The organism is Corynebacterium bovis DSM 20582 = CIP 54.80, assembly GCF_030408615.1.
Taxonomy (GTDB): domain Bacteria; phylum Actinomycetota; class Actinomycetes; order Mycobacteriales; family Mycobacteriaceae; genus Corynebacterium; species Corynebacterium bovis.
In genome coordinates this window covers 2,563,044-2,583,968 of the sequence record NZ_CP047187.1, presented here as the reverse complement: position 1 = coordinate 2,583,968, position 20,925 = coordinate 2,563,044, and the positions used below count along the sequence as shown (strand labels likewise).

The following is a 20,925-nucleotide window of genomic DNA, read 5'->3' as shown; positions in this document are numbered from 1 at the left end:
CTCACCGGCGTCTCCACCGGCATCAACGTGTGGTCGGCGGACCTATTCCCGGGGTGGGCCGCGGGCGTGTCCGTGGGGCGTGCCCGGGTCCGTGCGGGGACCAGTCTAACGGCTGCACGGGCGGCGCAGGCCCCCGGCCGTGACGGTCCCCGGGGTGCCGGGGGCGGGGGCGTCAGGCGTCGCACCGGAACGGCCCGTCCTCGAGCAGCCGGCGGCGGAGGTGCCGGCGCGCCCGGGCCCGTCGCGACTTCACCGTTCCCGGCGGGATGCCGAGGGTCGCCGCGGCACCGGCGACGGACAACCCCTCGATCTCGGTGAGTTCCATGACGGTCCGCAACCGCGGGTCGAGTGCGGCGAGCGCACCGCGGACGGCCCGGAGCTGGTCCTGCGTGACGGCGTTGTCCGCGGGGTCGGGGACGCCGACGTCCGCGACGGCCTGCAGCGCGTCGAGGGACCGGGGCGTGTCGAGGGACGTCGTCTCCGGGGCGCGCGACCGTTGCCGCATGTAGGTCAGTGCGACGTTCCGGACGATGGCGTGCATCCACGTCGCGACGGAGCTGCCCCCGCGGAAGGCCGGCGCCGCCCGGTGGATGCTGAACATGGCCTCCTGGAGGACGTCCCCGCACTCGTCCCACGGCACACCGGCCCGGTGGACGACCCACCACAGCCGCACCTGGTGTCGGCGCAGCAGTTCGCGGTAGCCCTCGGCGTCCCCCGCGCGGTACCGGCGGAGCAGGTCCGCGTCCCCCGCCGCGTCGCTGTCGTGTGCTGCTGTGTCGGGGTCGCCGTGGGTGGGGTCGACGCCGGTCGCGTGGCTGTCCTCCCCCGCTGCGCCGGACTCGCCCTGCGCCCGCCCGACACCCCCGGCCCCGACGCCCTCCCGCCCGGGCAGGACGCCTGCCGGCCCCGTGCGCGCGTGGCCGCTCGACCGTGCGTGTCCCTCCATGGTTCCCCCGTTCCGTGATCCCCTGCATTCCCTGCACCTCCTGTCCCCGGGGTCCGGCCGCCGGCCGCGGTCCCCCGCCCCCTGACGGCCCGTGGTCCGTGTCGGCTGTGGCGCCGGGAGGCGTCGTCCCCCTCCCCTCCCCCCGGCGGAGTCGTGCCCGTCGGAGACAGGCGGATGCAGGGCTTCAGTGTAACTGCTCCGGGTGGCCGGGCGGGTCCGCCACCGCGCCGCGCGGCCGGGCCTGTGGATGACCGCGGCGGGACGCGGGGCGGTGTCCACAGGGCCGCGGTCGCGGCGTGCACCGCGCCGGGATCTGCGCTAGTGCGCGAACCGCGCCTCCGCCCCCGCCCCCCGGAGTGTGCGCCGCCCCCGCCCCCGCCCAGGCCGGGATCTGCGCTAGTGCGCGGAGCGCGCCCCCGCGGCGCCCGTGACGGCCGGCTCCGGCGCTGTCGTCGACCCGGACCCGCCTTCGGAGCCGCTGCCGCTCCCGCCACCGGACACCGTCCCGGCGACCGTGACCTCGCCGACGCTCGCGGCGTCGGGCATCGGCAGCGCCGTGATCCACAGCAGGAGCCGGTCGCCCGGCACCCCGTCCGGCACGGTGATGTCGGTCGCCCCGTCGCTGAGCGTCTGCGTCGTCAGCAGGTGCGTGTCACCGAGGGTCGACGGGTCGCCCGTCGCGGCCCGGAGCTCGACCGCCGTGCCGGCGCGGCCGCCCTCGACGTGGACGGACGTCACCGTCGTCGGCGACGGCAGGCGCAGGAGCAGGCCGAGACCGGCCTTCACCGACGTCGCGTCCGGGCCGAGCTGGGCGTCGTACGTCGCGCTCCGCCACGCGGTCGCCGGGTCACCGTCGATGATCCGCGGGGCGTCGGCGGGACTGTCGGGGGTGCCGCGCCCGTCGACGGGCATCCACTCCTCCGCGGAGGTCGGCGTGACCGTCGCCGGGGCACCGGACCGCTCGACACCCTGGCGCAGGGAGTCCGAGGTCAGCGGCGCGTCCTGCCGGTCCCCGCCGAGCGTCGTCACCGCGACGGCGATGACCACCGCGGCGACGATGACCGCGAGCACCGCCCCGACCGCGGTGAGGACGACCCGCGTCCGGGTCGCGCTGCCCGCGCCGAAGCCGGCCCGGGCGTGCGGGTCCGGCGTCTCGTCCGCGCGCACGTCCCACGCCTGGGCGACCGCGTCCCCGGCCGGGCGGGCCGTCGACCCGGCGCCGGCCCGGGCACCGGACCCGCCGCGCCCGCCGCCGGAGCCGCCGTCGACCCCGTCGTCGCCGTCGTCACGGACGTCCCCGGTCCCGGCACCGCCGGTCGTGATCTCCCGCAGTCGTCGGGCGAGGTCGTGGGGGTCGACGCCCTCCACACCCCGCGCCTCCTCGCACAGGTCCCGCAGCGCCCCGGGGACCTCCTCCTCCGGCACGTTCGCGAGCAGCAGGTCGAGGGCCACGCCGATGCCGTGGATGTCCTGCCGCGGACTGTTGCCCGGCAGCACACCGGGGAACGCGGCGACCGCCGACCCCGCCGTGGAGATGCGCAGCCGGTTGCGGTGGTCGAGGCCGAGGCACGTGCCGCACCCGTGGGCGAGCGCGACCGCGTCGGCGAGGTCCGCGACCGCGTACCCGGCGGCGAGCGGGTCCGGACCGGACTCGGCGACCGACGGCAACGGCGCGCCCTCGACCCAGTCGGCCACGACGACGATGAGCGACCCGCCGTCGACGACCTCCCGGACCCGGGCGATGCCCGGCCCGGTGACCCGGCCCAGCAGCGCCGTGTCGTCGAGGATGCGACGGTGCGCCTCCGCGACCGCCGCCCGGTCCTGCGACCCCGCCGCGACGACGGGGTCGAGGATCGTGAGGGCCACGACGTCGCCCGTCGCGGCCGTGCCGTTGACCATCTCGCGGGCCTGCCACAGCCGGGCCGCCCGGGACCCGCCGTGGTCGGCGAGCAGCCGGAACCGGCCGCGCAGGATCGGCGCGCCGGGCACGAGCCGCGGGCCACGGACCCGCCCCGCGGACAGCGGGGGCAGCAGCGTCGTCATGTTGTCGCCGCCGCCGAGCACCGCCTCGCTGGCGAGGTCCACCGCACTGACGGGGGCGGGGCGGCCGGCGGCCGGGACGGCGTCGTCCTCCCCCCTGACCCTGATGACCCGGCCGAGACCCGGCAGCCGGGACAGGGCCGCACCGACCGTGAGGACCTCCGGCAGCCGCGACCGGGACAGGATGAGCCCGGTGATGAGGAGGAACAGCGGGCCGATGATGAGCAGCCGGACGATGAACCACGGGTTCTCCGCCGGGAACACGTACGTCTCCAGGAGCACGTCCACCCGCCACACGATGAGCGCCGCGACCGCCGACGAGCCGAGCGCCCACACGACCGTCCGGGACACCTCGCGCACCCCGAGGCTGCCCAGGGACCGGCGGAGCAGCAGGTGGCCGACGACCGCGCCGGTGACGAACCCGAACCCGTTCGCCGCCCCGAGGAGCACGACGACCATCCGCGGCTCCGTCGCCACGAGCGGGGCCGTGTACGCCAGCGCCACCTTCGTGACCGTGATGCCGGTGATGATGAACGTCGGCGTCCACACCTCCTCGCGGGCGTAGAACACCCGCAGGTGCAGGAGGACCAGCGCGTACGGGATGAGGGTGAACGCGGAGAAGCTGATCGTCAGGCCGAGCACGTTCGCCGACGCGAGGTCGAACTCGCGGAAGTTGAACAGCGCCGGGCCGAGGACCGTGCCGAACGCCGTGAAGAACACGATGACGGGCACGAGCGCGAGCATCGTCAGGCGCGTCGCGGTCGTGAGGTCGCGGACGACGGCGCGGTCGTCGCCGTCCGCCGCGTTGCGGGACAGCCGCGGCATGATCGCCGTGAGCAGGGTCACGCCGATGACGCCGTACGGCACCTGGAGCATCTGCCAGGCGTTCGCGTAGATCGTCGGCGCCGCGGCGTCCGCGTCACCGGCGATGCGGTTGTTGAGCACGTAGCCCAGCTGGGAGATCGCGACGTACACGACGATGGCGAGGGCCATGCCGCCGAAGGAGCGGAGGCGTTCGTCGATCCCCCACAGCGGCCGCAGGGGGATGCCGGCCTTCCGCAGGTAGGGCACCATGATGAGGGCCTGGACGACGACACCCGCCGTCGTGCCGAGCCCGAGGAGCAGCACGTGCGGGTTCGCGACGGTGACGGTGTCCGTCGCGTGGAGCTTCGTGTCCTGCGGCAGCATGTAGTACAGGCCGAGGACGAGGAGGGTGACGACGTTGTTCACCACCGGCGCCCACGCCCCGGGGCGGAAGACACCCTTCGTGTTGAGCACCGCCATGAACACCGCGAACATCGCGTAGAACACGATCTGCGGCAGCACGAGGTACGCGAAGGACGTGGACATGCCGACGTTGACCTGGCCGTCCGCGTCGAGCGTCACCCTCGTGAGGAGCGGCGCGGCGAGCACCGACGCGACCGTGATGACGAGGGTCATCGTCATCGTCACGGTGAGCAGCCGGCGGATGAACGCCTCGCCGTGGTCCGCGTCCTCCTTCTCCGCGCGGACGAGCACCGGGACGACGAGCGACGTGAGCACCGCGCCGAGGACGAGCTCGGTGATGAGGTTCGGCAGGGTGTTCGCGACGTTGAACGCCGAGCTCACCGCCGGGCCGAGCGCCGCGCCGATGAGCACCGTGCGGAGGAAGCCGGTGATGCGCGACAGGAGGGTCGCGACCGCCATCGACCCGCCGGCGCGGACGACGTCGGCGTCGCTGGCCTCCTGCGCCTGGTCCCCGCCGGTGGTGCCGGACCCGCCGTCGGGGTCACGACGCCGACCGTCGCCGCCGGTCCCGGTGGGGCGGTGGGCGTGCGGGTCGTCCTCGACGGTGGCGACGGCGGTGGTGCCGCGGGCGGCGGACCGGTGCGCGTCGCCGTCACCCCGGGGGGAGGGGTGGTCGCCCGCGTGGGAGGGGTCCCGGGACGGGTCCCCGGGGGCGCCCCCGGCGGCGGGCCAGGACCCGGTCGCCGCGCGTTCGGCGGGCGACTTGTCCAGGTGTGAGTGGTCCTCGGCCGGGGCCGGGCGCGCGGTGGACCGGCGACGGGGGGCGGGCGCCTGGGCCGGGGGCCGGGCCGCCCGGAAGCGGCCGCGTTGCCCGGCGGCGGGGGCCGCCCCCGATGGTCGGTCGGGGTCCTGCGGGGCCGTCGGCTGACTGTCGTCAGGGGATCCGTTGGAGGAATGCACCCCCCCATCATCCTTTACGTCGCCCGGAGATGGCGAACGCCCCCCGGGGCGTGTCGGAAGTGCCTGGACCTGGGGCGGGGCGGTGGGAGGGTGGCGACGGGGCGGCGGGGAGGGCGGCGGGAGTGCGGCCGGGAGGGCGGGGACCCCCGCCGGGGCCGGGGCGGGGCGGGGCGGTGGGCCGCCCCGGGGGACTCAGCGCCGCGGCCGCCGGTTCCGACGGTTCCACACGACCCGGCCGACGATCCCGACGCCCACGACGAGCAGCGCGACCGCCCCGGTGCCGAGCAGGCCGATGCCCGGCACCGACGCGACCTGCAGCGTCACGGGCTGGGAGATCTGCTCGTCGCTCGGGGTGGACAGCCAGATCGTCAGGCTTGTCCGGGCCGTCGGGTCGGGGATGTCCGTCGTCATCTGGAGGGTGACCGAGCCCTTGGCGGGCAGGGTCTGCCGACCCGGCACGTTGAGGTCCACGCCGTCCCCGGCCGTGTAGTCGACGTCGACGGCCACCGGGAGGGGCAGGCCGTTCCGGGCGACGACGAGCAGCGGGGAGGACTCGGACGTCCGGGTGAAGACGTTGCCGGGCGGCAGGAGGGACACCGAGCGGCGGAGCCCGCCGACGACGGACTCGACGGTGTTCATCCGGTCCGAGCGGTCGCGCCGCAGGCTGTCCCACTGGTCCCGGCTCCGCGCGGCGTTCGAGGACGACGCCCGCAGCAGGTCGTTGAGGAGGGGCTGGGTGAAGGTCTGGCGGTGCAGCGCGATCGAGCGGTCGTTGCTCATGATGAGCGTGAGGTCGCGGATGTACTGCGCGAGGAGGCGGATCCGGTTGACGTCGGGGGACGTCGGCGCGCCGGGGTCGGTGTAGGGCCGGGTGAACTCGCCGGTGGCGAGCTCGTCCGCGCCCCGGCCGCGGGGGGAGACCGTCGTGCTGAACCCCGTCGGGGCGGCGCGGCCGTCGGTGAGCGCGTCGGTGAGCGCGTCCAGCCACGTCCGGGCCCCGGCGGCGTCGACGGACCACTCCGCCGGGGGGACGGCGAGGACCGGGGCCCCGTCGCGGAGTTCGAGGTCGAGGGTGCCGACGGCGTCGGACATCCGGGCGACCGGGCTGTCCTCCTCGAGGCGGTAGCGGGTGGCCGGGTTCGAGTAGCCCGCGACCTGGGGGCGGGACCCCGTCGCGAGGAGCGCCGCGCCGAGCTGCCCGGAGTAGCGCACGGCCCGGACGGTCGTGCCGGCGCCGGAGACGTTGACGAGGCGGTCGTTCCACGCGTCGTCCGCGGCGGTGGAGGCGCCGCCGTCGCCGGAACCGTCGTCGTCCCCGGACCCGTCACCGGAGCCGGAACCGTCGTCGTCCCCCGACCCCGACCCGTCACCGGGGCCCGACCCGGAGCCCGCCGGGGACGCGGGCGCGGGCCGGGTCACCTCCACGGTGTTGTCGCTGACCAGCGCCGTGACCTGCGACGGGGTGGGCAGGGGCGAGGCCCCGGCCACCGTCTCCTCGAACAGCCGGTCGACGTCGACGTCGCGCCCCTGCGTCGCCGCCGCGGCGAGCGACGGCACCGTGTCCTGCGCGAGCATCCCCGACCCGGGGACGACCACGTCCTGGACGGGCCACACGCCGAGGACGTCGTGGATGATCCGCGGCCCCCGGCTCACCGCGAGCGTGCTCAGCCACGCGTCGCCGGTCTGCGCGAGGGCGTCCGGGTCCGCCCCCGCGTACGGGAGGGCGACGCTGCAGCCGCCGGAGACGAGCTCCCGGAGGTCGGCGAGCCACCGCCGCGCGTCCTCCACCCCCGCGCCGGGGGTGGAGGGGGGCCCGTCGGAGCCGTGCTCCCACCGGTCGCGCAGCCGCGTCGGCTCGTCGACCGGGCTGGGCACGCGCGGCCCGACCCGGTACCCGTGCGTCATCCGGTTGACGACCTCGAGCAGCTCCGGGTCGACGGCGACGCACGACGCCTGCCGCACCGCCGCCCCGTCGGGCCCGCCCACGGCGTCCCGGTAGACGTCGAGGAGGCTCCGCAGCCGGCCGCCCTCGCGGAGGTCGGCGGCGAGGTGGTCGTCGCTGAGGTACAGCTCCGCGGGGTCGGGGGCGTCACCGGTCTGGCCGGGTGTCGCCCCGGTCGTCGCGGCGAGCGGCCAGAGGAACGTCAGGGGGGTCGCCGGGGTCCGCGCGGAGCGGTCGGCACCGGTCCCGTCCGGGTCGCCGGTGGCGTCGGCGCCCTCCCCCGCGGCCGCACCCGTGCCCCGCCCGTCGTCCGGGGCGGCGGCGACCGGGAGCATCGTCCGGGTCTCCCCGAGGGGCCGGGCGTCGCCGTCGGCCGGGGTCCCGCTCACGGACACGAGCAGCGGGTGCACGCCGGCGGAGGTCACGCCGAGCGGGGGTGTGCGCACCGTCGACCGGTCCCGGTCGGGGGAGGTCGCCGTCGTCGGGGTCGACGCCGCGTCCCCCGTCGGCTCCCCGGGCGCGGTGGTGTCGCCGCGGAGGGGGGCGTCGTCCCCCTCCCCCTGCCCCCCACCGGCCGGGACCCGGTCCTTCCCGACCGGCACCGTGAGCGTGATGTCCCGGCTCGTGCCGGCGGGGACGTCCCCCGGCACCGGGACGAAGTCACCCGCGACCGGGTAGTCGCCCCGGTTCGCGACGAGCGCCACCCCGACCCCGGTCGGGTCCGTCACCGCCGGCCGCGTGCGCAGCCGCACCGACAGCCCGGTGACGTCCCCCGCGGTCGTGTTGCGCACCCGCAGGCCCAGGGTGACGACGCCGTCGACCGTCGGGCGCGACGGGGACACGGAGGTGAGGGCGACCTCGACCCCCGTGCGGGGGTCCGAGCCCCGGGCGTCCGGGTTGTCCCACACCCCCGCCGAGTCCGGGTCGCGGGGGTTCACCGCCACGCCGTCCTGCGCGGCGGCGACGGGTGCCCCCAACGGGCCGGCGGCGGGGCCGGTCGGGCCGGTCGCCCCGGCCCCCGCGACGAGGGCGGCGGCGGCGACGGCCGCGGCGGCGCGCGTCAGCGTTCTCATCCGATCACCTGCACGTCCACACCTACCGCGGGGTGGCACGCCCGGCGGCGGCGTCGGCGCGGGCGAGGTCGGGCAGCCGGTCGTAGGCCTGGCGGGCGAGCGTGCGTTCGTCGGCGTAGGCCAGGCGCTCGACGAGGTGGCTCACCGGCAGCCAGGCGACCTCCGTGACCTCGGGGTCCTCGTCGTTGAGGTCCCCGTCGACGTACCGGAGGAGGTGGTGGTGGACGGTCTTGTGGATGCGCACGCCGTCCGAGACGAACCAGTAGTCGATCGTCCCGAGGTCGGCGAAGACCTCCCCGGCGATGCCGGTCTCCTCCCACACCTCGCGCTCGGCGGTGGCGTGGTGGGACTCGTCGGGCTCGATGTGGCCCTTCGGCATGGACCACAGGAGCCGGCCCCGGCGGTCCAACCGGCCGATGAGCGCGACGTAGATGCGGGAGAAGTCCACGCTCCCGTCCGGCTGCACCGCCTCCGGGAGACCCGAGAGGACGAGGCCGCCGGCCGAGGTCTCCACCGACGTCGGCAGGTCGTTGTGCTCCGCCGTGACCGGGCGCGCCGGGCTGCGGCGGGCCGTCGACTGGCGGGGTGCGGCCTGGCGGGCCGGGGTGGTGCGGGGGCCGCGCGGCGTGTGGCGGTCGCCGCCGCCCGCGCGGCGCTCGGCCTGGCGGTCCGCGCGGGAGCCGTGGGCCGCCGTCCGGCCGCCCTTCGGGCCCTTCGCGGTCCGCGCGGTCCGCGGGTTCTTCGCGCCCTGCCGCCGGCCGGAGCGGCGTCCGCCCTGGCCGCCCTGGCCGGCCTTCCGCGCGCCCGAGCCGGTGGCTGGGCCGGCACCCGAGCCGGTGCCGGATCCGGCGGCCGGCGCGCCCCGGTCCGCGGCCCCCTCCGGGGAGGCCCCCTGCGACCCGCCGTCCGACGTCGTCGGTGACGACGCGGACGTGCCCCGCCCGGTGGCCGCGTCACCGCCGGCGCGCCGGTGGCCACGGCCCCCCCGGCGACGCCGACGACGGCGTTCGCCGCCACCCGGTCCTGCGTTGTCACTCATTCTCACCAGGGTAGTATCCCGGGCGGTGAATGTGGGAACGCCGCGTGGCACCGGCGTGGGACCGGCCCGGGACCCGGCGTGGCACCCGGCGCCGGACCCTGTCCCTCCCCGGACCGGGTAGTATCCGGCGCGTGACAGACGAGACGAGGGTGACGACGACGGACCGGCCGGTGGCGACCACGAAGGACAGGAGCGTGATGCTGGCCACGGCCTGGCGGACGATCCGCGGCCTCGACCGCGACCTCCTCCCGGTGGCGGAGGCCTTCCGGGCGCAGGGCCACACCCTCCACCTCGTCGGGGGGTCCGTCCGGGACGCGCTGCTCGGCCGGCTCTCCCACGACCTCGACTTCACGACGGACGCCCGCCCGGAGCAGGTCGTCGAGATCCTCACCCCCCTCGCGGAGACCGTGTGGGACACCGGCATCGCCTACGGCACCGTCTCCGCGATGATCCGCGGCACCGTCGTCGAGATCACGACCTACCGGGCGGACACCTACGACGGTGACAGCCGCAACCCGGAGGTCACCTACGGCGACACCCTCGAGGGCGACCTCGTCCGCCGCGACTTCCGCTGCAACGCCATGGCCCTCGAGCTCTCCCCCGTCGGCGAGCACGTCTTCCACGACCCGCTCGGCGGCCTCGACGACCTCGAGGCCGGGATCCTCGACACCCCCGCCGCCCCGGAGACGTCGTTCCACGACGACCCGCTGCGGATGCTCCGGGCCTGCCGGTTCGTCGCACAGCTCGGGTTCGACGTCAGCGCCCGCGTGCGCGAGGCCATGACCGCGATGTCCGGCGAGATCGCGCGGATCACCGTCGAACGCGTGCAGGCGGAGCTCAACACGCTGCTGCTCGGCGTCGCCCCCGGTCAGGGCCTCGACCTCATGGTGGACACCGGCCTCGGCGACGTCGTCCTCCCCGAGCTCCCCGCCCTCCGCCTCACCCAGGACGAGCACCACCAGCACAAGGACGTCTACCTGCACTCCCTCCAGGTGCTCTCCAACGCCGTCGAGCTGGAGGCCGAGCGGTGGGCCGACGGCATCCCCCTCGGCGACGGGGAGGTCCGGGAGAAGACCGACGACGACTCCCTCCAGCTGCGGTGGGCGGCTCTCCTCCACGACTGCGGCAAGCCGGAGACCCGCGAGTTCACCGAGGAGGGCGGCGTGACCTTCCACCACCACGAGGTCGTCGGGGCCCGGATGGTCCGCCGCCGCCTCAAGGCGCTGAAGTTCCCCAAGCGGATGACCGAGAACATCGGGACGCTCGTGTTCCTCCACATGCGCTTCCACGGCTACTCCGAGGGCCTGTGGTCCGACGCCGCGGTGCGCCGGTACGTCGCGGACGCCGGGGACCTGCTGCCGCACCTGCACCTCCTCGTGCGGGCGGACTGCACGACCCGCAACGTCAACAAGGCCGCGTGGCTCCGGAGGTCCTACGACCAGCTGGAGGAGCGCATCGCCGAGCTGCGGGAACGGGAGGACCTCGCCGCCGTCCGCCCCGACCTCGACGGCGACGAGATCATGGAGGTCCTGGGCCTGCGGCCCGGGCCCGGCGTCGGCGTCGCGCGGACGTTCCTGCTGAACCTGCGGCTCGACCGCGGCCCGCTCGGCCGGGAGGCCGCCGTCGCCGAACTCCGGCGGTGGTGGGACGACGGCGGGTCCGCGGAGGTCGCCGCCGCGGAGCAGTCGGGGAGGAAGCGCCGGCGCGGGGAGGGCGACCGGGGATGACCGGCCACGGCGCGGGCGGCCGGCCCGGGGGCGTGACCGGCGGTGACGCGGGGGACGTCGTCCCCGGTGACCTGGTCTTCCTCGCCGTGACGTCCCGGCTGGACGTCGACCGCACCGCGCTCGAGGGCTTCGCCCCCGCCGGGGCGGAGGTGCTGTTCGTCGTCGAGACCGACGCCTCCTCCGTCCTCGCCGTCCAGCTCGGGGTGATGAGCGACGAGGCCGCCGTGACCCACCTCCCCGAGTGGGCGGACATGATGACCGTCCCGAAGGTGCTCTTCATCGGCGGGGACCGGGAGCCGGTGCTCATCGGCGTGGGGCTCGTCCGGGAGGGCACCAACCCCTACGACCCCCGCCGGTTCGGCAGGCCCGCGGAGGTCGGCGTCGAACCCCCGGCGGGCGGGGCGTTCATGCACGTCAAGACGGGCCACTCCCCCGCCGAGTACCGCGACAGCATCACGGCCCTGCGCGTGTTCCACAGCTACGTCCGGGTGAGCCGCGCGGAACTGCGGGCGCTGGGGCGCGTCGGGTCGGTCGCCGTGACGCCCGCGCTGCCCGACGACGTCTTCGGCGACCGGCCGTGGGAGACGTGGCGGCGGATCCAGCGGCGGCAGCCGTACCCGGCGCTGCTGTGGTCGACGTGGGCGGAGCACCCGGACCGGAACTGAGCGTGGCGGGGCGGGTGCACGTCGTAGGATCGGGGTCCATGACCAACGAGGACTCCCCCCGGCGCGGCGAGATCGCCGCCGGCCTCGCCGACGCGTGGACCGTCGCCCTCGGTCTCGTCCCCCTCGGCCTGGCGTTCGGGCTGCTCGTGACGCAGTCCGGGTTCGCCTGGTGGTGGGCGCCGGTCTTCAGCGTCGTCATCTACGCCGGGTCGATCGAGTTCCTCGCCGTGTCCCTCGTCACCGGCGGCGTCGCCCCGGCCGCGGCGGCGCTGTACGGGCTGCTGGTGAACTTCCGGCACGTGTTCTACGGGCTGAGCTTCCCCACCGGCGCGGTGAGGAACCCGCTGGCCAGGGCGTACGGCGTGTACGCGCTGACCGACGAGACGTACGCCGTGCTCTCCGCGCGTCCCGGGGTGCGGTGGACGGGGGCGCGGGTCATCACCGTCGAGGTCGTGTGCCAGGTCGCGTGGGTCGGGTCGGGGGTGGTCGCCGCGCTCGTGGGGTCGGCGGTGCCGCCGGTGCTGCACGGGATGGACTTCGCGCTGACGGCGTTGTTCGCCGTGCTGCTCATCGAGTCCTTCGACGCCGCCCGGGACCTGTCCCTGCCGGTGTCCGCGGCGGTGTGCGGGGTGGTGGGGTACCTGGTGTCCCCGTCGCAGATGCTGGTCATCGGGCTGGTGCTGTACTTCCTGCTGCTCGTCGCGCGGCACCGGTGGACGGGGTTCGACGTGCGTCTCCGCTGGACCGTCGGCTCCCCCGCCGGTGGCGGTGAAGACGGCGGTGGCGGTGGTGCCGGCGTGCGTGCCGGCGGCGACGGCGTGGGTGCGGGCGGTGCCGGCGGTGGTGGTGACGGCGCTGCGGGCGCCGACGGACCGGGTGGTGACCGTTGACGGGGGCGCACGGACTGCCGGCGGGCGTCGACCTCACGAACACGCTGCTCATCCTCGTCTGCGTGGGTGTGGTGACCGTGGCGTTGCGCGCGCTGCCGTTCGCCGCGGTACGGATGCTCCGGGAGTCCCGACTTGTCCGGTGGCTCGGCCTCGCGATGCCCGTCGGTGTCATGACGGTGCTGGTCATGTACACCGCGCACGGCAACAGCGCCGGTCCCGGCGGGTGGGCGGCGGTCCTGCCCGCCCTCGCGGTGACGGTGGCCCTGCACCTCTGGCGACGCTCCGCGACGGTGTCCATCCTCGTCGGCACCGTGGTGTACATGCTGCTCGTCAGCGTGGTGTTCTGACCTGTCGTTCTGACCTGGTGTTGTGCACCGGCCCTTGACTGTGTCCGTCACCGGCAGTTCGGGGTCGTTTTCGGGGCGATTTCTGACCCGACGCTGCCGGTCGCGGACATGGGCGGGCGCGCGGTGACCTGGCGCTGCCGGTCGCGGACGTGGGCGGGCGCGCGGAGGGCGCCTACGCTCGGAGACGACGCACGCAACCGTGGAGGAGCGCACACCGATGGGCACCAGCAGGGACGACAGCCGGGACGCCGGCACGGCAACCAGCCCGCACGCCGGGACCGCAACCAGCCCGGACGCCACCCCGCGCACCGGCAGAACTATCACAGCTGTGGCAGGCGCGACGGGGCGAGTGTCACGCCAGGTTGTCGCCGACCTCCTCACCGGCGGCCTCGCCGGCTCGACCCGCGGCCGGCCCATTGACCTGTCTGACCTGGTTCTTCTGTCACGGACGCCGGAGAGGGCCGTCGAGACCCTGACGGACCCGGAGCACGGCGAGCCGCTCCCGCAGGTATCGAAGTGTGACATCCGTGTCGGTGACTACACGGACCCGGAGGGGATGCGCCGCGCCCTCGCGGGGGTGGACACGTTCTTCATGGTGTCGATGACCGAGAGCGCCGGCCGGGTCGACGCGCACCGCGCGGCCGTCGCCGCGGCGCGCGACGCGGGCGTGCGGCACATCGTCTACCTGTCCTTCGTCGGCGCCGCGGAGGACGCGGTCTTCACCCACGCGCGCGAGCACCACGCGACCGAGCAGGCGCTCCGGGCCGCCGCCGCGGACTCCGGCCCGGCGTTCACGATCCTCCGCGACAGCTTCTACACGGAGGTCACCGGGCAGTTCATCGTCCCCGACCCGTGGCGCGACAGCGGCGAGGCGATCGCGGGGCCCGCCGCCGACGGCCGCACCGGGTTCGTGACCACCGCCGACGTCGCGGCGTGCGCGGCAGCGGTGCTGCGGGACCCGGCCGCGCACCGGGGGCGCACGTACACGCTCACCGGGCCGGAGGCGCTGACCCTCGGCGAGGTCGTGGAGATCGTCCGCGGGGCGACGGGCCGGGACGTGAGGTACGTCGACGAGACCCTCGCGCAGGCCCGGGCGTCGCGCGCCGGGTACGGGGCCCCGGACTGGGAGGTCGACGCCTGGATCAGCACCTACACGGCCATCGCCGCCGGGGAACTCGATGTGGTGTCCGACGCCGTCCTGCAGCTCACCGGGAGGCGGCCCGAGTCCGTCGCGGCGTGGTGGGCCCGCCGCGCCGGGTGACCCGGCGGTGGTGGGGCGGCGCATGGCCGCGGGTGGACGGCCGGGCGCGTGGGGTGTGGTCGGCCGCGCCGGGTGAGCCGGCGGTGGTGGGGCGGCGGTTACACTGACCGTCGATCCGGGTTCCGCCGCAGGACACCGCAGCACGAACGACACGAGCACGGCCGTCGAGGCACGTGAGACAGGGAGGTGGGCCGCCGTGGCGACCCCGCAGTACATCGTCGAACTCCGCAGGAAGATCGGGCACGACCCGCTGTTCCTGCCCGGGGTCACCGCGGTCGTCCTCAGCGACGTCCCCGCCGACGCCCCGATCCACGCCGTCCCGGAGGTGCTGCTCGTGTGCCGCGCCGACGACGCGCAGTGGACGCCCGTCACCGGCATCATCGAGCCCGGTGAGGAACCGCACGTCGCCGCCGTCCGCGAGGCGAAGGAGGAGACCGGCGTGGACGTGAGGGTGGAGGCGCTCCTCGGCGTCGGCGCCGTCGGCGAGGTCACGTACCCCAACGGGGACCGCGTGAGCTACGTGGACACGGCGGTGCGCTGCTCGGTCGTGGGCGACACGACCGCCCATGTCGCCGACGACGAATCCACCGACGTCGGCTGGTTCCCCGTCTCCGCAATGCCGCCGATGGCGCCGCGGTTCCGGCTGCTCGTCGGCGACGCCGTCGCGCAGATGCGGCACCCGGCGGGGTTCCGCCCGCGGATGGGGTACGCGAAGCGGGAGCGGTGACGGCGGGGGCGCCGCGCCCCCGGACAACAACCCGCAACAACCCGCAACAACTCACAACAATTCACAACAATTCCGCCCCCGCGCCGCGGCGCGGCCCTGACCGGCGGAAACAACGATCACCGCGGGGCTGTCGGGGCCCGCGGGCCGACCGGACCCCCGCCGACATTGTTGGAGAATTGTTGTGGATATGCCGCAACAATTCTTCCGGGGGCGCTACGCTGACCCCCATGACCGACCCCTGCAACGGGCTGCTGCCGAAACCCCTGGCCGACGCACTTGAGCAGATCTGGCGAGGCGAGACCGCGGATGCGCTGGAGTGCGAGTGGCTGGACTTCAAGGAGGACCCGGTCCACCACGGAGCCGGGAACCCGGACGCGAAGATGGTGGACGTCCTCCTCGACGCCTCGGTGTGTTTCGCGAACGGCCCGGCCGAGGCCGGGTTCATCGTCGTGGGCGTGAACGACCGGACCGGCGGGCCGGACGCGTTCACCGGCACCGAGCGCTCCGGTGACGACCTGGTCTCCAAGATCTTCCTCAAGACGAGGCCCAGTCTCCGCGTCGAGGCGGAGGAGACGTTCGTTCACGGGACACGCCTCGTCGTCATCCGTGTCCCGCGGGGCCTCGACGTGTACGAACGGACCAACGGGTCCGCACGGAGGCGGGTCGGCAACCGGTGCGAACCCCTGACCGGGCACGAGCGCCGGGAGTTGGAGTACAGGCGGCGGAACCCCGACCACACCGCGACGGCGTCGCGGATCGGCGTCGAGGACCTCGATCCGGCGGCGGTGGCGCAGGCGCGGGCACTCATCGAGCGGCAGTGGAGGGCGAAGGGCGACCGGTCCCCGGCACCCGGGACGGCTGAGGGACTGCTCCACATGCTCGATCTCTTCTGCGACGACGGCCGCCTCACCGTCGCCGCGGAGATCCTCCTTGCCCGGCCGCACCGCCTGCGACCGGCTGTCCGCCTGCATGTGAGGTCCACCCCGGCAGGGGAACCGGTGACCACGGCGTTCAGTGATCCGCTCGTCCTGGCGTCGACGACGGTGGTCGAGGCGGTGACGAGGAGGACCGCGACGCCGGTCGCCCAGGTCGACCTCGGCGGCGGACAGGAGGCGTCGGCCCCGTCGGTGCCAGCACCGGCCGTGGACGAGGCCGTGACGAATGCCCTGGTGCACCGCGACTGGACGGCGACGTCCGCGGTGGAGATCGACGTCTCCCCCGTTGCGGTGCGCATCAGTTCACCGGGTGGACTTCCGCCGCAGGTGCGTCCGGACCGGTTGCTCTCGACGCCGTCTCGGCCGCGGAACCCCCTGCTCATGCGGGCGATGGGCGCGTTGGGTCTCGTCGAGCAGACCTCCCGCGGCTTCGACCGGATGTGGGCGGCGATGATCATGGCGGGCCGGGGTTTCCCCGGGTGGAGACGGACGAGTTCACCGTCGATGTCACGCTCTACGTCGAGCGCCCGGACACGGCGTTCATCCGGGGGTTGGAGGCGCTGCGCTCGGAGTTCGGTCAGGAGGTCATCGACGACGTCAACACCCTGGTGGCTGTCCGTCTGCTCGTCGATCGGCCGATGCTGTCCGACAGGGAGGCGGCGTCGGCCATGCAGTCGGCCCAGCCGGACGCTGTCCGGCACCTGCGGTTCCTGGCGCGGGAGGGGGTGGTGCGGACGGTCGACGGTGACGGGACGCAGTGGGCGCTGACGAACCGTGCCCGCGAGGTGGCGGGGTCGAGTGTCACCACTGAGCCGGCGACGGTGAGCGTGGAACGCTGGATCACGGAGCAGCTGGCCGACGGGGCTGCACTCACGAACGCGATGATCGTCGCCGGGACCGGGGCAGCGTCCAGGGAGGTCACGGAGATCCTCCGCCAGATGCGCGCCGACGGGACGATCGAGAAGGATCCGTCCGGCCCGTCGCGGGGACGGGGAACACGGTGGATCCGGCGTCGTGCCGGAGGGGCGTGAGAGGCACGGTGCGCGGGCATCCGTGACGCCACACGACGGCCTGCACCACTCCGGGCCCCCTGCGACGCGCCCCCGGACAACAACCCGCAACAACCCGCAACAATTCACAACAATTCACAACAATTCCGCCCCCGCGCGGCGGCGCGGCCCTGACCAGCGGAAACAACGATCTCCGCGGGGCTGTCGGGGCCCGCGGGCCGACCGGACCCCCGCCGACATTGTCGGCGAATTGTTGTGGATATGCCGCAACAATTCGGGGCGGCGGTCACCAGGTGTCGTCGGGTGCCCGGCGGTCGTACGCCGCCGCGCGGACGGAGCAGATCATGAGCTGGACCTGGTGGAACACCATGAGCGGGAGGATGAGCAGCCCCAGTCCCCCGGAGCCGAACATCACGGCGGCCATCGGCAACCCGGAGGCCAGCGACTTCTTCGTCCCGCAGAACTGGATGGCCACCTGGTCGCCGTAGCCGAACCCCAGCTTCCGGGCGGTGAAGGACGTGAGGGTGAGCATGACGTACACGAAGACGACGGACCCGACGACGAGCCCGACGACCGTCACCCAGGACACCGAGCTCCACACGCCCTCGACGATCCCCTCGGAGAACGCGGAGTACACGACGAGCGCGATGGAGATCTGGTCGACCCATTTCGTCGTCGGCGACGCGGCGATCCGCAGGACCCACCGCCGGGTGAGCTGCCCGACGATGAACGGCAGCAGCAGCTGGAGGGCGACCGTGCCGAAGACCGAGGCGTCGATGTGCAGGCCGTCGCCGGACATGAGCACGAGCACGAGCACCGGCGTGACGATGACCCCGAGGAGGTTCGACGCGCTCGCACTGACGATCGCCCCGGCGACGTTGCCGTGGGCCACGGAGGTGAACGCCACCGAGGACTGCACGGTCGAGGGGACGAGGCAGAGGAAGAGGATCCCCAGGTAGAGGTCGCGGCCGATGATCCCCTCGAGGGGGTGGAGCACGACGCCGATGAGGGGGAAGACGACGAACGTGAACGCGAGGATGAGCAGGTGCAGCCGCCAGTGCGTGAGGCCCTGCACCGCCTCCCGCGGAGAGAGCCGGGCGCCGTAGAGGAAGAAGAGCAGCGCCACCGCGCCGGTCGTGACCCCGCCCATCGTGTCGGCGACCGCGCCGCGCGCCGGGAACAGCACGGCGACGACGACCGCGAGGACGATGAGGACGATCAGCCGGTCGGGCCGCCAGTGGATGATGCGGTCCAGGAGTCCGGTGCCGGTGGCGCGGGCGCTCACACCGGGACCTCCGCGTCCCCGCTCTCCAGCGGCTCGTCGGTCGCGACGCGCGGGATGAGGAAGGACGTGAGGACGGACAGGTCGAGGATCACCGCGCCGACGATGAACGCCGTCGTGTACCCGGCGGCACTGGAGGAGTCCTTCGGCGACCCGGCGACCATGAACACGGGCAGGACGGCGAAGGAGATCCCCGCCCCGAGGTTGAACGCCGCGGAGTTCATCCCGGGCAGGAAGCCCTCGTTGTCGGCGGGTGAGTTCACGACACCGAGGTTGTTCAGCACGATGTTGCCGATGCCCGCGTACGTGACGCCGAGCAGCACGACCGCCCCGACGAGCACGACCTCCGAGCGCACCCCGACGACGGCGAGGACGACGAGCAGGACGGCGGAGGAGATGTTGCCGACGCGCAGGAGCGTGCCGTAGCCCAGCACGGGGGCGAACCGTCCGGCGAACGGCCCGACGAGCCACCCGATGAGCGCGTACGGGGTGAGCATGACGAGGGCCACGAACCCGGAGTCCCGGCCGAACCCGGCGGTGCCGTTCTGCGCGAGGGACACCGCCACGCCGTTGACGGCGGCGAAGACGCCGACCATCGTCAGGACGGTGGTGAGCAGCAGCGCCCACGTGGCCCGTCGCCGCAGGTAGACGGGGGCGACGAGCGGCTGCGCGTGGCGGGACTCCCAGCGCCAGAACAGCGCGAAGACCACGAGCCCGAGGACGACCAGCCCGATGACGAACGCCCAGTCCGCGTCGCCGGCCTTGCCCGCCTCGTTCGCCGCGAGGGTGACCGAGAGCACGGAGACGACGAGTACGGCCGCGCCGACCCAGTCCATGCGCACGGAGCCGCTCGGCCGGGACTCCGGGGCCCAGGTGCGGACGACGACCGCCGCGACGGCGCCGACGGCCGCGATGAACCAGAACACGACGCGGAACCCGCCGGCGTCGGCCATCCACCCGGCGAGGAGCACGTCGATCCCGGCGATGCCGCCGTTGACCGCGGCGATGAGACCCATGAGCGTGCCGAGCCGCACCTGGTCGCGGACCTGGCTGCGGAGCATGAGGAGGGTCAGCGGAATCGTCGGCCCGGCGATGCCCTGCAGCGCCCGGGCGACGAGCAGCAGCTCCACCGACGGGGCGACGGCCGCGATGAACCCGCCGAGGGCCATGACGGCGAGCATGATCGTGAGGATCCGCCGCCGCCCGACGATGTCCGACAGCCGCGGCAGGAACAGCCCGCACATCGCGCCGGCGGTGAAGAACGCCGTCTGCGTGAGCCCCACGGTCGCCTCGTCCGTGCCGAGGTCCCGGGCCATCGTCGTGAGCACCGGCGCGAGCATCGACGCGTTGAGCTGGAACGCCACGCAGGCGGTGAGGAGCACGGCCATGAGGACGACGACGCCACCCGGGCGGGTGTCCACCGGGTCAGGGCCGGTCGAGGTGGGGGTGTGGTCGCCGACGGGGCTGGTCGGGTGCGCGGTCATGGGGTCCCTTCCGGGTGTGCGGTCCGGCACCGGCGGGTGCGGGGACGTCCCCGGGGCCGACGGCGCGGTGTGTCGGATGTGACACTAGCGGACGGGGCGGACAACGGGGGGCCGGGCCGGTGGGTTGTCCACAGGTCCGCCGTTGGCCGGGCGGCACCGGCGCGGTGTGTCCACAGGTGCGCGAGGTCCGGCCGGCGTCGGCGGTGCCGGCCCGCCCGTCACGTCACCCCAGGTCGGTGGTCCCGATGGTGCGGATCGCGTCGAGGATGAGCCGGTGGAACCGCGGGACGTCGAGGTCCACGGCCACCCGGTGCCGCACGGGCGGGGCCGCGGGGAGGTCGCCGTCGTCCCCCTCGACCGTGCCCCCCGCACCCGCCGCACCGACCGCGCCGGGCGTGTCCCTGACCAGCAGCGACGACGGGTCCTCGGGGTCGAACGTGCGCCGGAGGTCCACGACGGTCATCCCCCGCGTGTGCTCGCCGCGGGTCTCGACGGCGACGGGCGCGGCGACGGTGCGGACCAGCGTCGGGTCGATGACGGCGGCGACGGCGACCGGGTCGTGCATCGGCGGCGCCGGGTAGCCGCGCTCGCGGGTGTAGCTGGCGCCGAAGAACTCCAGGAGTTCGGCGACGAACCCGGCGAGCGGCGTGCCGATCTCCGTGAGTTCCCGCACGAAATGCGGTGTCGCGAGCGCTTTGTGTGTCACGTCGAGCCCGCACATCGTGACAGTCCACGGGGCGTCGAAGACGAGCGCCGCGGCCTCCGGGTCGGCGAGGATGTTGAACTCCGCGGCGGGGGTCATGTTGCCCGTGTGGTGCCCGCCACCCATGAGCACGACCTGCCGCACCCGGTCGACGACGTCCGGGTGCATGCGCGTGAGCAGCGCGATGTTCGTCAGCGCGCCGGTGGGGACGAGCGTGACCGTGCCGGGCTCGCGCTCGCGGAGGATGTCCGCCATGAGGTCGACGGCGTGGCGCGGGTCGACCTCCCGGTCGGGGGCGGGCAGGGCCGGGCCGTCGAGCCCGGACTCGCCGTGGATCTCCTCCGGGATGAGCTGCGGTCCGACGAGCGGCCGGTCCGCCCCGGCGGCGACGGTGAGCCCGTCCATCCCCCCGGCGCGGGCGACGCCGAGGGCGTTGCGCGTGACCTTGTCCAGCGTCTGGTTGCCGGCGACGGTCGTCACGGCGAGGAGGTCGACGGCCGGGTTCCCCCAGGCCAGGAGCATGGCGACGGCGTCGTCGTGACCGGGGTCGCAGTCGAGGATGATCGGGCTCGGGTCAGTCATGACGCCGATTGTGCCACGCCCCCCCGGACAGCCACGCCCGGACAGTCACACCCGCTCACCCGCCCCCGTTCCCCGGCTGCCGGCG

At 74.6% G+C, this 20,925-nt stretch carries 15 protein-coding genes; 8 read left to right on the top strand and 7 right to left on the bottom strand.

Translation table 11 applies throughout. The features are described from left to right. Positions 1-172 precede the first annotated feature (172 nt). From CBOVI_RS10475 to CBOVI_RS10460, 4 genes are all read right to left on the bottom strand, one after another. Entirely contained in the window at positions 173-946 is a 774-nt protein-coding gene (locus CBOVI_RS10475) for an RNA polymerase sigma factor (protein WP_010265754.1), read from the bottom strand. 396 nt (positions 947-1,342) lie between these two features. Further along, complete coding sequence (locus CBOVI_RS10470) at positions 1,343-5,173, bottom strand: lipid II flippase MurJ (RefSeq protein WP_290214738.1); 3,831 nt, start codon at positions 5,171-5,173, stop codon at positions 1,343-1,345. Positions 5,174-5,365: 192 nt separating this feature from the next. After that, complete coding sequence (locus CBOVI_RS10465) at positions 5,366-8,188, bottom strand: hypothetical protein (protein ID WP_125206789.1); 2,823 nt, start codon at positions 8,186-8,188, stop codon at positions 5,366-5,368. Between the two features lie 22 nt (positions 8,189-8,210). Next, positions 8,211-9,227 (bottom strand): NUDIX hydrolase, encoded by a 1,017-nt coding sequence (locus CBOVI_RS10460; RefSeq protein WP_244925722.1) that lies wholly within the window; start codon positions 9,225-9,227, stop codon positions 8,211-8,213. 197 nt (positions 9,228-9,424) lie between these two features. Between CBOVI_RS10460 and CBOVI_RS10455 the strand changes: the two genes are divergently transcribed. The 8 genes from CBOVI_RS10455 (at position 9,425) to CBOVI_RS10420 (ending at position 16,810) form a co-directional block, all read left to right on the top strand. Next, on the top strand, positions 9,425-10,954 hold the full coding sequence (locus CBOVI_RS10455; RefSeq protein WP_050798289.1) for a CCA tRNA nucleotidyltransferase: 1,530 nt from the start codon (positions 9,425-9,427) through the stop codon (positions 10,952-10,954). Continuing rightward, the gene (locus tag CBOVI_RS10450; RefSeq protein ID WP_010274934.1) at positions 10,951-11,619 is read left to right on the top strand and encodes a YqgE/AlgH family protein; all 669 of its coding nucleotides are present in this window, start codon (positions 10,951-10,953) and stop codon (positions 11,617-11,619) included. The genes CBOVI_RS10455 and CBOVI_RS10450 overlap by 4 nt, the downstream gene beginning before the upstream one ends. A 38-nt stretch (positions 11,620-11,657) precedes the next feature. Further along, positions 11,658-12,509 (top strand): AzlC family ABC transporter permease, encoded by an 852-nt coding sequence (locus tag CBOVI_RS10445; RefSeq protein WP_010274938.1) that lies wholly within the window; start codon positions 11,658-11,660, stop codon positions 12,507-12,509. After that, a complete protein-coding gene (locus CBOVI_RS10440; protein ID WP_010274942.1) occupies positions 12,506-12,856 on the top strand; it encodes a branched-chain amino acid transporter permease in 351 nt (116 codons plus the stop codon). The genes CBOVI_RS10445 and CBOVI_RS10440 overlap by 4 nt, the downstream gene beginning before the upstream one ends. 328 nt (positions 12,857-13,184) lie before the next feature. Continuing rightward, entirely contained in the window at positions 13,185-14,117 is a 933-nt protein-coding gene (locus CBOVI_RS10435; RefSeq protein ID WP_373419196.1) for an NmrA family NAD(P)-binding protein, read from the top strand. Positions 14,118-14,313: 196 nt separating this feature from the next. Next, a complete protein-coding gene (locus tag CBOVI_RS10430) occupies positions 14,314-14,844 on the top strand; it encodes an NUDIX hydrolase (RefSeq protein ID WP_010274947.1) in 531 nt (176 codons plus the stop codon). Positions 14,845-15,071: 227 nt separating this feature from the next. Further along, the gene (locus CBOVI_RS10425) at positions 15,072-16,547 is read left to right on the top strand and encodes an RNA/DNA-binding domain-containing protein (RefSeq protein ID WP_010274951.1); all 1,476 of its coding nucleotides are present in this window, start codon (positions 15,072-15,074) and stop codon (positions 16,545-16,547) included. Next, the gene (locus tag CBOVI_RS10420) at positions 16,508-16,810 is read left to right on the top strand and encodes a hypothetical protein (protein ID WP_010274955.1); all 303 of its coding nucleotides are present in this window, start codon (positions 16,508-16,510) and stop codon (positions 16,808-16,810) included. The genes CBOVI_RS10425 and CBOVI_RS10420 overlap by 40 nt, the downstream gene beginning before the upstream one ends. Positions 16,811-17,075: 265 nt before the next feature. Here CBOVI_RS10420 and CBOVI_RS10415 read toward each other — a convergent pair whose 3' ends face one another. The 3 genes from CBOVI_RS10415 to CBOVI_RS10405 all read right to left on the bottom strand — a co-directional run bounded on the left by CBOVI_RS10415 (position 17,076) and on the right by CBOVI_RS10405 (position 20,840). Then, positions 17,076-18,074 (bottom strand): bile acid:sodium symporter family protein, encoded by a 999-nt coding sequence (locus tag CBOVI_RS10415; protein WP_010274958.1) that lies wholly within the window; start codon positions 18,072-18,074, stop codon positions 17,076-17,078. Continuing rightward, entirely contained in the window at positions 18,071-19,555 is a 1,485-nt protein-coding gene (locus CBOVI_RS10410) for an MFS transporter (RefSeq protein ID WP_010274961.1), read from the bottom strand. Before CBOVI_RS10410 ends, CBOVI_RS10415 begins: the two co-directional genes overlap by 4 nt. Before the next feature lie 223 nt (positions 19,556-19,778). After that, positions 19,779-20,840 (bottom strand): nucleoside hydrolase, encoded by a 1,062-nt coding sequence (locus CBOVI_RS10405; RefSeq protein WP_010274965.1) that lies wholly within the window; start codon positions 20,838-20,840, stop codon positions 19,779-19,781. Between the last annotated feature and the right edge of the window lie 85 nt (positions 20,841-20,925).